Source organism: Actinoalloteichus caeruleus (genome assembly GCF_049311605.1).
Taxonomy (GTDB): Bacteria; Actinomycetota; Actinomycetes; order Mycobacteriales; family Pseudonocardiaceae; genus Actinoalloteichus_B; species Actinoalloteichus_B caeruleus.
Map to the genome: position 1 here is coordinate 3,371,641 of NZ_CP186005.1, position 14,272 is coordinate 3,385,912.

At 72.4% G+C, this 14,272-nt stretch carries 8 protein-coding genes; 1 reads left to right on the plus strand and 7 read right to left on the minus strand.

The annotated features are described in order from the left end of the window. Nucleotides 1–37 precede the first annotated feature (37 nt). Genes ACOJVX_RS13700 through ACOJVX_RS13715 form a run of 4 tightly spaced genes read right to left on the minus strand, consistent with a single transcriptional unit; the run spans nucleotide 38 to nucleotide 9,000 of the window. Nucleotides 38–6,484, minus strand: a complete 6,447-nt coding sequence (locus ACOJVX_RS13700; protein ID WP_422646804.1) for an SDR family NAD(P)-dependent oxidoreductase — start codon at nucleotides 6,482–6,484, stop codon at nucleotides 38–40. Continuing rightward, nucleotides 6,481–7,389 carry a hypothetical protein gene (locus ACOJVX_RS13705; RefSeq protein WP_418153114.1) on the minus strand — a complete coding sequence of 303 codons (909 nt, stop codon included), beginning with the start codon at nucleotides 7,387–7,389 and terminating at the stop codon, nucleotides 6,481–6,483. Before ACOJVX_RS13705 ends, ACOJVX_RS13700 begins: the two co-directional genes overlap by 4 nt. Next, entirely contained in the window at nucleotides 7,373–7,681 is a 309-nt protein-coding gene (locus ACOJVX_RS13710) for an acyl carrier protein (RefSeq protein WP_051313714.1), read from the minus strand. Before ACOJVX_RS13710 ends, ACOJVX_RS13705 begins: the two co-directional genes overlap by 17 nt. Before the next feature lie 32 nt (nucleotides 7,682–7,713). Then, nucleotides 7,714–9,000 carry an FAD-dependent oxidoreductase gene (locus ACOJVX_RS13715; RefSeq protein ID WP_418153112.1) on the minus strand — a complete coding sequence of 429 codons (1,287 nt, stop codon included), beginning with the start codon at nucleotides 8,998–9,000 and terminating at the stop codon, nucleotides 7,714–7,716. Nucleotides 9,001–9,707: 707 nt separating this feature from the next. Between ACOJVX_RS13715 and ACOJVX_RS13720 the strand changes: the two genes are divergently transcribed. Then, complete coding sequence (locus ACOJVX_RS13720) at nucleotides 9,708–10,334, plus strand: RNA polymerase sigma factor (protein WP_026418108.1); 627 nt, start codon at nucleotides 9,708–9,710, stop codon at nucleotides 10,332–10,334. Here the strand turns inward: ACOJVX_RS13720 and ACOJVX_RS13725 are convergent. From ACOJVX_RS13725 to ACOJVX_RS13735, 3 genes are read right to left on the minus strand one after another with little or no spacing between them, the layout of a single operon-like run. Then, entirely contained in the window at nucleotides 10,327–12,351 is a 2,025-nt protein-coding gene (locus ACOJVX_RS13725) for a beta-galactosidase (protein ID WP_030228076.1), read from the minus strand. The genes ACOJVX_RS13720 and ACOJVX_RS13725 overlap by 8 nt on opposite strands. An 18-nt stretch (nucleotides 12,352–12,369) precedes the next feature. After that, entirely contained in the window at nucleotides 12,370–13,308 is a 939-nt protein-coding gene (locus ACOJVX_RS13730) for a carbohydrate ABC transporter permease (protein WP_030105634.1), read from the minus strand. Further along, nucleotides 13,305–14,270: an ABC transporter permease gene (locus ACOJVX_RS13735; RefSeq protein ID WP_422646805.1), complete on the minus strand. Its 966-nt coding sequence runs from the start codon at nucleotides 14,268–14,270 to the stop codon at nucleotides 13,305–13,307. The genes ACOJVX_RS13730 and ACOJVX_RS13735 overlap by 4 nt, the downstream gene beginning before the upstream one ends. Between the last annotated feature and the right edge of the window lie 2 nt (nucleotides 14,271–14,272).

Genomic DNA, 14,272 nt, shown 5'->3' on the forward strand with positions numbered 1-14,272 from the left:
CCGGTGGGATGTCGCGGTCGGGATGGCCGTCGACTCCTCACGAGCTCGCGAACTGGTCCTGGAGCCCGGCGTGCGGGACGACCAGGACGTCGGTGAACCGCAGGAGGAGTCCTCCTGCCGGCGTCACGGCGGACACCGTGCAGCGGGGGTTGCCGCCCCCGGTCATCCCGTCGACGACGACGAGGAACGGGGTGTCGTCCGGCAGGGGCCCGTGGAGTTCCACGGTGCCGATGCCGGTGGGGAGCGCCGGCAGCCCGGTGGCGAGCCGGGCCCGGAGCAGCGCCGCCTGGAGGAGCAGGTCCGCCAGCACCGGCGAGTAGTTCGCCGCGTGGTAGGAGCGGGCCGCCACCGGCACGTCCGTGAGCTGGCATTCCAGCACGAGCCTGGGGTCCTCGGTGAGGACGCGTCGCAGGCCGCGGAGCTCCGGCCCGTGGAACAGGGTGCCGTCGGAGTAGTGTTCCGCCGCTCCCCGCCCGCTTCCCGGCGTGGGGAGTCCGCTGAGCCTGGCCGGCAGCGCGGGCCGCTCCGGCGGTGTGGGGAGGAGCGCGCGGTATCTGGGGCGACCGTCCGGGGTGGAGACGAGGACCTGGAGCCCGTCGGCCGTCCCGGTGGCGGTGGCGCGGAGCGCCGGTGGATCGTCGTCGGACCACCGGACCCCGCTGAGGACGGTGAAGTCTGTGACCTGCCGCACCGGGAGTTCGGGCCGCAGCCGCCGCGCGACGTTCAGCACGAGGCCCAGGGCGAAGGTCACGGGCAGCACGACGGCCCCGCCGATGCGGTGGTCGGACACGACCGGTTCGTCGACGAGGGGGCGGAGGGACCGCTCGACCGTCGTCGTCGGTGCCCGGACCGGGGTGATCGGCGCGAGCGGCATGTCCGGTCCCACCGCGCACACCAGGTCCGAGGCGCGGTCCGGGCGGAACTGCTCGACGAAGCGGGCGACGCCCGTGTCCTCGGGGATGAGCGGTACGCCTCGGGCCGTGAAGAGCCGCGCCACCTCTGGGGTGACCATGCCCCCCTCCCAGGCTCCCCAGTTGACCGACTGGACGGTGGTCGCGGGGTGGTGGCGGCGGACCGCGCACGCCAGCCGGTTGAGGGCCTCGTTGGCGGTGGCGTAGTCCGCCTGGCCCGGGTTGCCGAACAGGCCGGCCACGGAGGAGAAGAGCAGCAGGTGGCGGAGGTGGTCGGTGTCGAGGGCGTCGAGCACGTTCCGCAGGCCGGTGATCTTGACGTCCAGGACCTCGGTCATCTCGCTGGCGCGCTTGTCCACCAGACGGCGGTCGGCCAGTACGCCTGCCCCGTGCACCACCCCGGTCACCCGTCGCTGGTACGGCTCGAGGGCCCGTGCCGTGGCGACCGGGTCCGTGATGTCGACGGCCACGTACTCGGCGTGCGATCCGGCGGCTTCGGCGTCGGAGAGGGTACGGCGGATCTCCCGTCCGGCGAGTACCCGCCGGCGCTCCCTCTCGACCTCGGGCGGAGTGGGCCGGCCGCCGGAGGCGGCGAGGGCCCGCGCCGCGGCGGTACGCAGGTCGATGTCCTCGACCCCCACCGCCCACGGGGGGTCGGGTTCGAGACGTGACCTGCCGAGCAGGATGAGTCCCGGCTGGTGGGCCCGTGCCAGGCCGACCGCGCAGGCCGCGGTGATGCCCCGCCCGCCTCCGGTGACCACGAAGAGGTCCTCGGCGCCCGGTTCCTGTCCCGCCGCCCCGGCGGGCAGGGGCAGCGGTCCCTGGCGCTCCTCCTGGTCGGTGAGACCGATCGTGCGCCGGACGCCGGCCGCGTCCCACCCGACGTCGTGGAGGTCGGTCTCCGCGTCCCGGAGTTCCCGCACGAGCAGCCTCGCCGCCCGCTCGGGGGCGAGTCGGGCGTCGAGGTCGACGATCCTGGCGAAGAGGGCGGGGTGTTCGAGTGCCGCGGTGCGCACCAGGCCGGCGAGGCCGCCGAGGGCGGCGCCGGCGAGGTCGGTCCCGGTGTAGCCGAGCTGACCGTCGGTCCTGGTCACGCAGAGGAAGGTCGTCCGGTGTCCGTCGGGACGCCCGGCCAGGCGTCCCAGGTTCCTCGCCGCCAGCATCAGACCGGCCAGCAGCGCGTCCCGCGCGTCGGAGAGGTCGGCGGGGCGAGGCGCGAGGTAGACGACGAGGTCGAGGGGGGTGCCGTCGTCGGTGTCCTCCTCACCGATCGTCCACCCTTCGGAGGTGAGCGCTTCGGCGAAGCACCTGGCGTGGTCCTCGGTGAGAGCACCGGCGAGCAACGCGGTCGGCGTGGCCCGGTAGGCATCGACGGCGACGTCGGGAGGCGGCAGTTCCACCGGGCGGGCCCACCGCCGCCCGACGGCGGGACCGCCCTCACCTTTTGGGTCGGCCGCCACCTCCTCGGCTGGCGCGGGAGGAGCGATCCCGACGGATTCGGGGACAGGGTCGGGGGCGTGGTCGGGGACGAGGACATCCACGAGGTCATCCAACGTCCGCGACTCCCCCAACTCCTCCAAACCCACCCCACCCAAACCAGGCCACCGCTCCCGCAACGCCCCCACCACCTCGACCCGCTTGATCGAGTCCACCCCCAGATCCGCCTCCACATCCATCGACGGATCGACCATCTCCACCGGATACCCCGTCCGCTCCGCCACCACCTCCACCAACACCCGACGCACCTCGTCCCGGGACGGCACCACCGACACCCCACCCGCACCCACCACGACCGGTTCCCTGGCGTCCTGACGAGCCGAGACCGAGGGATCGGGGGCGTGGTCGGGGACGAGGACGTCCACGAGGTCATCCAACGTCCGCGACTCCCCCAACTCCTCCAAACCCACCCCACCCAAACCAGGCCACCGCTCCCGCAACGCCCCCACCACCTCGACCCGCTTGATCGAGTCCACCCCCAGATCCGCCTCCACATCCATCGACGGATCGACCATCTCCACCGGATACCCCGTCCGCTCCGCCACCACCTCCACCAACACCCGACGCACCTCGTCCCGGGACGGCACCACCGACACCTCACCCGCACCCACCACGACGGGTTCCGCCGTGATCGGCTGGGCCACGGGTGCCGTGTCCGGTGTGGAGGCCCGGGCAGGGGACAGGGGCACGACATCACCGCTGCCGCCTCCGGTGCCCCCGGTCTCGCCCGGTTCCCCCACGGCCGGTCCCGGTGCGGGCGCGGGCACCAGGACGGCCCGGTCCCCGGAGGTCGGGGGTAGCGCCCCGCCGGGCACCGCGCCGAGCTCGGCCAGGGCACGCAGGGTCTCGCTGGCCCGCACGTGGCTCCGCCCGATGGCCAGCGCGGTGTCGGTCACCGCGCCGATCCCGGCCAGCACGTCGGGCGGGGTCTCCCCGCGTCCGTGCGCGTGCAGCAGCCCGGCGAGCTGCTCGGCGACGCGGAGCTGGCTCGTCAGGTAGTCGTCGTGCAGCGCCAGGTGCCGCGCGGCGAGTTCCGTGAGCGCGCCGTCTCCCCCGAGGGGCCGGGGGGCCGGGCTGGCACCGGCGGGCCCCGGGCGCGTGGGGACGTGGGGCTCGTCGGGGGCCGCAAGCCGGGGCGGGACGTCCTCGGGGGTGGTGGGGCCGCCGGCCGGGGCCGCCGCCTCCGGGATCCGGTACCCCTCGCGGAGCGCCTGGCGGTAGCGTTCGCGCCGGTCCGCCGGGACGTGGTTCGCGCCGTTCATGGGAATGCTCATCTTCGGTTTCTCCTCGTCGCGCGGCGGTGCGGCCGCGTGACGGTTGGGGTGGGTCAGCGGGTGGCCGAGCACGATCAGGCGGGCGACGAGTTGCTTGAGCGAGCGGTCGGCGTCGCCGTGCGGCCCGGGGTCGCAGGTCAGGACCTCGACGTCGGCGCGCCCGGTCAGGAGGCGGCGGACCAGTCCCGACAGGACCCGACCCGGTCCGAACTCGACGAAGACCCGGACACCCTCCTCGTGGAGTTCCTCGACCCTCGGGCCGAACGACACCGGGCCGGTGAGCTGGTCGACCAGGATGCGGGCGTCGCGCAGCGGGTCTGATCCGTACTCGGCACCGAGGGTGGTGCTGCGCACCGGGAACGCCGGGGTGGTGAGGTCGACGTCGGCGACGGCCGAGGCGAAGGCCGGCTCCGCCGCGCGCATGCGCGGGGTGTGGAACGCCGCGGCGACCGGGAGCACCCTCGCCCCGACGCCCTCGGCACGGCAGGCGTCGACGAACCGCCGCACGGAGTCCGTGCCGCCGCCAACGACCACCTGGTCGGGGGCGTTGTCGTTGCACAGGACGACATCGTCGTGCCCGGCCAGCAGGGTGGTCAGCCGGTCGGCGCCGCACCCGACCGCCGCCATCGCGCCCGGGTCCCCCGCTGGCTCGTGCCGCTCCTCCGAGGACTCCTCCTGAGCGTCGCGGTGGGTCCCGGCCGCCGTCATGGCCCGCCCCCGGGCCACGGCGAGCCGGAGGAAGTCCTCGTCCGAGAGGCTGCCCGCGCTCCAGAGCGCGGTGAGTTCGCCGAAGCTGTGCCCGAGGGCGGTGTCCGGCCGGAAGCCGAGTTCACGGACGTACCGGTACTGGCCGAGGGACAGTGCCCCGATGGCGGGTTGGGCGCGGTCGGTGGCGCGGAGCGCGGTCTCCTGCCGGGCCTCGTCGTCCTGGTCGAACGCCGGTGGGGGGAAGACGGCGGCACCGAGCCCGGCGGCGTGGCGTTCGGCCTCGTCGAAGGCGGCACGCAGCGGGGGGAGGGCGAGCACCGCCGTGCGGCCCATGCCCACGTACTGGCTGCCCTGTCCCGCGAACAGGGCCGCCGTCCGTCGGGCGGGGCGCGCGCGGGCGGCGAACCAGATCCCTTCGGGCAGCTCGAACCCGCCGACCTCGGGGTCGCGCCGCAACGTGGAGAGCGCGAGCTGGCGGAGGGTCTCCAACTCGGCCTCGTCCCTGGCCACCGCGGTGATCCTCGGGTGTTCGTCGGGGACGGGCTCGGTCAGCTCCGGAGGGGCACCGGGGACGTCGAGTCCGAGGAGGAGTTCGGTGACCGTCGGAGCGTGCCACCCGTGGACCTGGTACGCGCGGTGCAGCACGGGGGCCGCGAGGCGGGGGTCGTTCGTGTCGACGTCGTCCCGGTGTTCCTCGAGGAGGCAGTGGAAGTTGGTGCCACCGAAGCCGAAGGCGGACACCCCGGCTCGCCGCCGGGGGTGGTCCGGGGTCGTCAGCCAGGGTCTCGCCCGGGTGTTGACGTGGAAGGGTGACGAGTCCAGGTCCGCGTCCCGGCGGGGCGTGTCGACGTTGATGGTCGGGGGGAGGACGCGCTGGTGGAGGGCCAGGGCGACCTTGATGAGGGAGGCCGCGCCGGCCGCCGCCTTGGTGTGGCCGATCTGTGACTTGACGCTGCCGATCGCGGTGGCTCCCGCCGGCGCTCCCGCCTCCTCGAAGACCTGGCGCAGCGCGGTGAGTTCGGTGAGGTCCCCCACGACCGTCCCGGTGCCGTGGCACTCCAGCAGCCCGACCTGTTCTGGGCCGAACCCCGCCTCCTGGTAGGCGCGGCGGAGCGCCACGACCTGTCCCGAGGCCCTCGGGGCGTAGATGCTGGTGTACCGCCCGTCACTGGAGCTGCCGACGGCGTCGAGCACGGCGTAGATCCGGTCCCCGTCGCGCTCGGCGTCGGCCAGGCGCTTGAGGGCGAGCATTCCGAGGCCCTCCCCGATGAGCGTCCCGTCGGCCTCCTCGTCGAAGGGCCGCACCCGTTCGCGCCTGGACAGCGCGGGCGTCTTCGAGAAGCACAGGTACATCAGGATGGTGTTCTCGGCGTCGCACCCACCGCTGAGCATCAGGTCGGCGCGCCCGGACGCGAGTTCCGCCACGGCCATCCGGAGCGCGGCCAGGGAACTGGCGCAGGCGGCGTCGACGGTGCAGTTGGTCGCGCCGAGGTCGAACCGGTTGGCGATCCGCCCCGCCACGACGTTGCCGAGCATCCCGGGGAAGGAGTTCTCCTCCCAGGGCGCGAAGGCGGCGGTGAACTTCGCCGCGATCTCCTCGGCGTCGGTCTCGGTGAGCCCGCCGCTGCGGACGACCTCCTTGAGGACCGGGGTCTGCAACCGGGCCGAGAGCGGCTGGGTGAGGGAGTTGGAGCCGGTCACGCCCAGGATGACGCCGGTGCGGGACGGGTCGTACCAGCTGGCGGAGGCGGTACCCGCGTCGGCCAGGGTCTGCCGGGCGACCACGAGGCTGAGGAGTTGGAGCACGCCGGTGACACCCAGCGTGGTCGGGGGCAGCCCGTAGTAGAGGGGGTCGAAGTCGATGGTGGGCACGAACCCGCCTCGGCGGGCGTACGTCTTGTCGGGGGCGGTGGGGTCGGGGTCGTAGTAGTCCTCGATCCGCCAGTGGGTCTCCGGGACCTCGGTGAGGCAGTCGACGCCGTGCACGATGTTGGTCCAGTACTCGTGGACGTTCCTCGCGCCGGGGAACAGGCCGCCGAGGCCGATGATGGCGATCCGGCCGTCGGCGGCGCCGGTGTTCGTCTGCGGGGTCATCGTGGTCCCAATCGGAGGGGGTCGCGGACGGCGGGGGTGTCCTCGGCCAGCTCGGCGGAGATCAGCTCGACGCTGGCCGGCTCGGTGAGCATCGTGTAGTGGTTCCCGGGTACGACGACCGTGCGGAGGTGGGGAACCGCCCGCCACCCCGGGACGTCGTCGTCGGGGATGATCGAGTCGCGGGCGCGGATCAGGGTCGTGGGCATGGTCACCGTGCCCGCGGCCGCGCCGGAGCCGAGCCGGCGGTTGCGCAGCAGGCCCCACCGGTAGGACTGGAACACCTTGCGGAGCCCCGGGAGGCCGACACCCTCGTCGAGGGCGCCGACGGCCAGGGCTGCCTGGCGGAACCCCCACAACCACTGGTCGTGGGAGTTGGCCTGCTCCTGACCGGGGGGCGGCGCCGGGCGGATGGCACCGGGGTCCGGTGCCGGCACTCCCGCGCGGGCGGCGAGGTACCGGCCGAACTCGGGCAGCAGCGCCGCCGTGTCCTCGATGCTGTCGGCCCCCGTGCCCGACCACGGTGGCAGGCTGTCCAGGAGGACCAGTCGACCGGGTCGCCGGGGTGGGGGGAGGCCCGTCGCGATCGCGCAGGCGAGGGTTCCGCCGCCCGACCAGCCACCGAGGGTGGTGCGCTGGTCGAGGAGGTGGTGGGCGTCCAGCACCTCGGTGACGGTGTCCACGAGCCCGGACAGGTCGGTGTCCCCGCCGTGCCTGGCGGCGAACACGAACTGGGGCAGCGCGTCGAGGTCCACCAGGTAGGGGGTGCCGCGGGCCGCGAGGGCCGCGGCCAGTGGCCGGTAGTGGGTGGCGGGGAGGCCTCCCGGATGGATGAGTGCGGCGCGGCGTTCCGCCGGGCCCCGCGCGAGCTGGCGGAGCAGCGGCCGCGTGTCAGGTGCCGGCGTCATTCCCGATCCCGCTCGCCGCGAGGTGCCGCGCGAGCCTCGCGATGGTCGGGTGGTACCAGAGCGCGGTCGGGCTGACCTCGACGCCGAGCCAGTTCTCGAGTTCACCGGCGAGTACCAGGGCTTCGGTGGAGTCGAGCTGGAACTCGTCGAGGAACTGGTCGACGTCCACCTCGGAGGTCGGGACGCCGGTCCTGGCCGCGACCTGGGTGACGAGCCACTCGCGGATCGTGTCCGCGTCCGGGGCGACCGTGGTGGGAGCGTGCTCGTCACCGGTCTCGTGGGGTGCTGTCATGCCGGGGTTGTCCAATCTGGTGTGGTGGCGCGTCAGGCGCGTTGCGGGGAGCGGGCCAGGAGGCGCAGGGCGGCCTCCGCCGCGTCGAGCCCGGATTCGTGGGCGGCCTCATGGGACGCGAGGTTGTCCGGCCCGACCCGGCGGGCGTGCAGGTAGGAACCGGCGAGCAGCACCCTGCTGTCCCGGTTGACCAGGCGGCGGGTGTCGTCCTGTTGCAGGTTCCGCAGCCGGGTGTCGACCACCGGGTGGCGGAACCGGAACTCCGCCAGGACCGGGTCCGGAGTGCCCACCGGGTCCATGCTGAGGAAGTAGTCGTTCTCCGCGCGGAAGCGCTGGAGCGCGTTGAGGTGGTAGGTGGCCCACGAGGCCCGGGCCGGGGCGGGGGCCTCGCCGGCGGGCGGGACGGCGAAGTTCAGCGCTCGCCACTGGCGGCGGTCCGCCGGCATCTCCGCGGGGTCCTGGTGGAGGACGACCCTGCTGTCGCGATACCGCACGGCACCCAGTACCTCGACGGCGGGCAGCGGAGCGGCGAGGAGGCCGAGCGCCTGGTCCGCGTGCGTGGCGAGCACGACGGCGTCGAACCGCTCGGCGGGGCCGTCGGTGGTGAGGTCGACGCCGTCGCCGTCGGGCCGGACGGCCCGCACCTGGCACTCCGTCCTGAGTTGGACCCCGGCGTCCTCCAGCGCGCGTCGGGCCGCCGCCACGTAGGTGCCGCTTCCCCCCACCACCGTGCGCCACCTCGCTCCCTCCGCGCCGAGTCCGTGCCTCCCGTGGGCGAGGCTGAGCGCGAGGACGGCCGAGGTGGGCGCGTCCCAGATCACCTCGGGCGGCAGGGACCAGGCCGCGCAGGCGAGCAGCACGGCTGGCCCCCGGCGGAAGGGAGCGCCGTAGCCGTGCTGGTCGAGGTAGTGGCCGAGCGGCAGGTCAGCCGCGCCCCGCACCAGGTGCCGGGGTGCCTCCCGGAGGAACCTGTCGGACTCCTCCCACGCCGCGGCCCAGTCGCCCGGGCGCTGTTCCGGGTCCGGCTCGTCGACGAGCACGGCCTCGCCGGTGCCCCTGACGAACCGGCACATGCTCAGGGAGGCGACATGGGAGTCGACGCCCAGTTCGGCGAGGAAGGCGGAGTACTTCGGATAGCTGGCCTCGTTGTACACCACGAATCCCACGTCGAGACCGCGACGCTCGCCGTTTTCGAATACGTCGACGGTGCGCGCGTGCCCACCGAGGTGCGGGGTGGCCTCGAAAAGGGTGATGTGCGCGTGGCCGCGCAACCGATAGGCGGTCGAAATTCCGGCCGCCCCGCCGCCAACAATCGCCACCTTCGCCATCCGCACCGCCGTTCGGTTCGCCTTCGCACGGTTCTCACCGCACCCGCCACGTACACAGACCAGCGGGAGTCCCCACTGGATACACATCGGACGCGGAAATTCCTCCGTCCCGTGGGTCGGGTCCCGATCGGGAGCGACCGGCCGGGGATGGGCGGAACCGGCATCGGGAACCCGACGGCCCGCGGGCCGGCCGGGAGGCGGGAACGGCGTCCGAGCACCGCTGCCTCACCCATCCCCACCTGGGAGTATCACGCCGTGTACCCGTTCCTACTTCCGCTCCCCCGTCTCACCACCGCCGCTCAACCAGCCACCATAACCTCGTTACGCAGAGCATCAGGGGAAGTGGCTTCACGCGACGAACTTCACCCGCCGGAATGAGGTGACACCATTGACGCGCGAATTCCCGCGCTCGTTCCGGCCGCCGGAAGTTCGCCGCGACGCACTGCCCGTCAGGCTTTCGGGTGAGATTCATCAAACGGCGCGGATGAGCCCCCGAAGGATGATCACTGGCCCCGCGCAATCCCGACACCACCCACCCATCAGGTGAACTTCCCGGGCCGAGGACCGGCCCGTGGTTTCACCCGAGGCGCGGCGCGGCCCTTTCCGCACGAAACGTACACCGTCCCACCGTGGGGACGTGTCGATGGGCTGATCGGCTAATGTTCTCCCGTTGGTGTGAAGCGTTGGGGGCTCCGTCTATGAGTACCAGTGACCGCGACGGGTACGGCGTCCATTCCGTCCCCCGGAAGGAGCCGAAGAAGGGTGACGAGGAGAGCATCGAAAGGTTGGTGCGGCGTTGCAGGGCGGGAGATCGTCTCGCCTGGTCGGAGGTGATCTGCCGGTTCAGCCCCGTGGTGTGGACGGTGGCACGGTCCCACGGGCTGTCCAGACCGGACTGCGAGGACGTCTGCCAGCTGACCTGGCTCCGCGCGGTGGAGCACCTGGACTCGATCCGGCAGCCGGAGAAGCTGGGGGCGTGGCTGGTGACCGCCTCCCGGCGGGAGTCGCTGACCCTCCTCGCGCGTCGTGGTCGGCAGATCCCCTTCGGAACCGCGTCGTTCCTGGAGGGCCGGACCGACGGCCAGGCCACCCCCGAGGAGAGCGCCCTGCTGCACGCGGAGCACTCCCAGGTCCACCTCGCCTTCCAGAGCCTGCCGGAACAGCACCAGGCGCTGCTCAGCCTGCTCATCGCGGACCCGCCGCTGCACTACGACGAGATCAGTCGCACGCTCGCGATCCCCCGTGGCTCCATCGGCCCCACCCGTCGCCGTCTCCTCCAACGCATGCGGGATCTGATCGACGATCTCCAGGGGGTGCTCACCTGAGGTGCCGGTTCCGTCCCCCGTTGGGGCGGAGCACCAGGGCTCCGTGCCCGGGCAGGGAGATCCGGTCGTCGAACCCGGCGCCCGTGAGCACGTCCCGCCACGAGCCGGCCACGGTGATCTCGGCCGGGCGGTCCCGGTGGTTGAGCAGGAAGAGCAGGCCGGCCCGTCGGACGACCTCCACGCCGGGGGGCAAGGGGCCGGCGGGCGCGTCCACCCCGGCCCGCGCACAGGCCGCCGCCACCAGGCGCCGCAGGGTCTCCTGGTCCGGACGGGTGCCGACGTACCAGGCGAGACCGGTCCCGTGCCGGTTGCGGAGGATGACGGGCACACCGTCGAGCTCCCCACCCCGGACCGCCGCCACCGGCTCGGCGGTGGTCGGTCTCGTCCGGTCGACCCAGAGATCCGAGGAGAAGTCGCCGAACTCGGCCGAGGCGCACCGCACCCGGGTGCCCTCCGGTTGGGGGCAGAACTCCTCGACGCGGAGGCCGAGCAGGTCGAGGAACGGCGCGGGGTACCCCCCTGTCCGGACCCGGTCGAACTCGTCCACGATCCCGGAGAAGAAGCCGAGGACGACGTGCCCTCCCGACCGCGTGTAGTCGACGATCGCGCGTGCCTCGTCGTCGCGGACGAGGTACAGGTTGGGCACGACGACCAGGGCGTACGCCGTGAGATCGGCGTCCGGGGCGACGACATCGACCGTCAGCCCCAACCGGTTCAGCGGTTCGTAGTAGCGGTGGAGCTGGTCGAGGACGTCGAGATCGTTGGACGGGTGCGCCTCCTGGCTCGCCGCCCACCAGCTCTCCCAGCTCAGGACGCAGGCGACCCGGGCCCGTTCGGTCCGCCCCACGACCTCCGACAGCCGCGCGAGGTCGGCTCCGAGGTCGCGGATCTCGGTGAAGATCCGACTGTCGGGGCCGCTGTGCGGCACCATGCCGGAGTGGAACTTCTCCGCTCCCCCGGTCGAGGCGCGCCACTGGAAGAAGCACACCACGTCGGCTCCGCGAGCCACGGCCTGGAGTGACTGGACGCGGGTCAGGCCGCCGGGTTTGGTGGGGTTGCGACCGCGCCAGTTGATCGCTGCGGCGGCCTGCTCCATCAGTGCCCACGGCCGGCCCCCGGCGAGCGAGCGCATGAGGTCGAAGGCCAGCGCCGAGGACACGTGGGCGTTCTCGTCGCCCGGGTCCGGGTACCAGTCGAGGGAGACGACATCCTCCTCGGCCGCGAACCGCCGGTAGTCGACCGGTACCCAGGTGGCCAGGCCGGGGAAGTTGGTGGTGATCGGAACGTCGGGGGTTCGCCGCCTCAGCAGGTCGCGCTCCAGGGTGAAGCACTCCAGCAGGGCGTCGGAGGAGAACCGCCGAAAGTCCAGCTGCTGGGTGGGATTCCGCAGGTAGGTCGTGTCCCGGGGTGTCCCGATCTCGTCCCAGTCCCCGTAGCGTTGGCTCCAGAACGCGGTCGTCCACGCGGCGTTCAGGGCGTCCAGGTCGTCGGCGTACCTGGTTCTGAGCCACCGCCGGAAGTGCTGGGCGGAGACGTCGCAGTGGCAGGTCTCACAGTACTCGTTGTTCGCGTGCCACATCCGCAGCGCCGGGTGGTCGGCGTAGCGGTCGGCGAGGTCGCGCACGATGGCTTCGGCGTACCGGCGGTAGGTCGGGGATGAGGGGCAGAAGTGGTTCCGGGACCCGACGGCCATCCGGCGGCCGTCCTGGGCGACCTGGACGGTCTCGGGATGGCGGTGCGCCATCCAGGGTGGCGGGGTGGCGGTCGGGGTGGCCAGGTTGACGGCGACGCCGCCCTCGTGCAGCAGGTCGAGGACCCGGTCCAGCCAGCCGAACTCCCGCGCCCCTGGGCTCGGTTCCAACCAGGACCAGGCGAAGACGCCGACGGTCACGACGGTCACACCGGCCTCGCGCATCAACGCGACGTCCTCGGCCCACACCTCCTCGGGCCACTGCTCGGGGTTGTAGTCGCCCCCGTAGGCGAGGCGGCCCCGGGTGAGCTTCGCCAGTCCTGGCATGGTCCTCCGTTCCTCTCGTCAGCCCTTGACCGCTCCGATGATCACGCCCTTGGTGAAGTGCTTCTGCACGAAGGGGTAGACCAGGAGCACCGGGAGCACCGCGATGACGACGACCGCCATCTTGACGGCCAGGGTGGGGACGGGACCGCCGGCGACGGTGTCGGTCGGCCCGGCCCCGGGGATGGGTATGCCCTCCAGGACGTAGGTGCGCAGGATCAGCTGGAGCGGCCACTTCCGGTTGTCGTCGAGGAACAGGAAGGCGTTGAAGAACGCGTTCCAGTACCCGACACCGTAGAAGAGTGCGATCACCGCGGTGACCGCCTTGGACAGCGGCAGCACGATCGTCCCGAGGATGCGGAACTCGCTGGCCCCGTCGATGCGGGCGCTGTCCATGATCTCCTGCGGGATGTTCATGAAGAACGAGCGGAGCACGATCAGGTTGAAGGCGGCCACGGCCGTGGGCAGGATCAGCGAGGCGTAGCTGTCCAGCAGCCCGAATGCCTGCACGGTCAGGTAGGTGGGGATGAGGCCCGGTCCGAACAGGAAGGTCAACAGCACCAGGAACAGCAGGGGCCGGTGCGCGTAGGAGTCCCGCCGGGACAGGCCGTAGGCGGCGAGGATGGTCAGGGTGGTGCTGAACAGCGTTCCGACGAGGGTCACCCCGGTGCTCACGAGCACCGACCTCGTCACGACCCCACCGGAGAGGATCTCCTGGTAGGCGGCGAGGCTGAGGCCATCGGGGACGAGGACGAGCCCGCCGGCCCTCGTGATCGCCTCCTGGGGGGACAGGCTGGTCAACACCACCACGTAGAGGGGGAAGAGGACGGCCAGCGCGATGGCGGCGACGAGGACCGCCTTGGCGGCCTTGCCGAGGGGCCCGGGTTCCTCCTCCCAGGCCGCGCGGCCGGCCCGGCGGGGTCCGCGTCGAGCGGCGGTGGGTTCGGACACGACGGTCATCGTCGGGAGTACACCCCTTCCTCACCCAGCAGATGGGCCACCTTGTTCGCGCCGAGGACGAGCAGCAGCCCGACGACGCCCTTGAACAGGCCGGCGGCGCCGGCGTAGGCGAAGTCCCCGTTGACCACGCCCTCGTAGTAGACGTAGGTGTCGAGCACCTCGGAGGCGTCCGCGCCCACCGCGCCCCGTTGCAGCAGGAACTGCTCGAAGCCGACGGACAGGGCGTCGCCGAGGCGCATGATCAGCAGCAGCACGATGACGGGGACGAGCGCGGGGAGGGTGACGTGCCACATGCGCCGCCACCTGCCGGCGCCGTCGACGGCGGCCGCCTCGTAGAGGTTCTGGTTCACCGTGCTCAGCGCGGCCAGGAAGATGATCATCCCCCAGCCGGCGTCCTTCCAGATGCCCTCCGCCGTCACCAGGAGGACGAAGGTGTCGGGGTTCGTCATCACGTCGAACGGCGTCAGCCCCTGTTGTCGCAGGAAGGTGTTCAGCGCTCCGGCTCCGCCGAGCATCTGCTGGAAGAGCGTGATCACCAACACCCAGGAGAAGAAGTGGGGCAGGTAGACGACGCTCTGGATGAACAGGCGGATCCGCGCGCTGAGGAGGCTGTTCACCAACAGGGCCAGCAGGATCGGTACCGGGAAGTAGAACACGAGCTGGAACGCGGTGATGTAGAGCGTGTTCAGGGTGGCGTTCCAGAACGCCGGGTCCCCGAACAGCCGCTGGAAGTTGTCGAAACCGACGAACGGGCTGTTGAGGATGCCCACGAACGGCGAGTAGTCCTGGAAGGCGATGACGTTGCCCAGCAGCGGCAGGTAGTGGAACGCGCCAAGGACGAGGATCGCCGGCGCGGTCATGAGCAGCAGGGGCCAGTCCCGGCGGAGGCGGCGCCGGCGGTCGGCTCGGCGCCGCTCCCTCGATGAGGCGGAGGACCGCGTCGCCGTGGTGTCGGAGTCCATGG

Coding starts and splice junctions, on each gene's coding strand:
- ACOJVX_RS13700 (WP_422646804.1), bottom strand. CDS start 6,484: ATGACCCCGCAGACGAACACCGGCGCCGCCGACGGCCGGATCGCCATC.
- ACOJVX_RS13705 (WP_418153114.1), bottom strand. CDS start 7,389: ATGACGCCGGCACCTGACACGCGGCCGCTGCTCCGCCAGCTCGCGCGG.
- ACOJVX_RS13710 (WP_051313714.1), bottom strand. CDS start 7,681: ATGACAGCACCCCACGAGACCGGTGACGAGCACGCTCCCACCACGGTC.
- ACOJVX_RS13720 (WP_026418108.1), top strand. CDS start 9,708: ATGAGTACCAGTGACCGCGACGGGTACGGCGTCCATTCCGTCCCCCGG.
- ACOJVX_RS13725 (WP_030228076.1), bottom strand. CDS start 12,351: ATGCCAGGACTGGCGAAGCTCACCCGGGGCCGCCTCGCCTACGGGGGC.
- ACOJVX_RS13730 (WP_030105634.1), bottom strand. CDS start 13,308: ATGACCGTCGTGTCCGAACCCACCGCCGCTCGACGCGGACCCCGCCGG.
- ACOJVX_RS13735 (WP_422646805.1), bottom strand. CDS start 14,270: ATGGACTCCGACACCACGGCGACGCGGTCCTCCGCCTCATCGAGGGAG.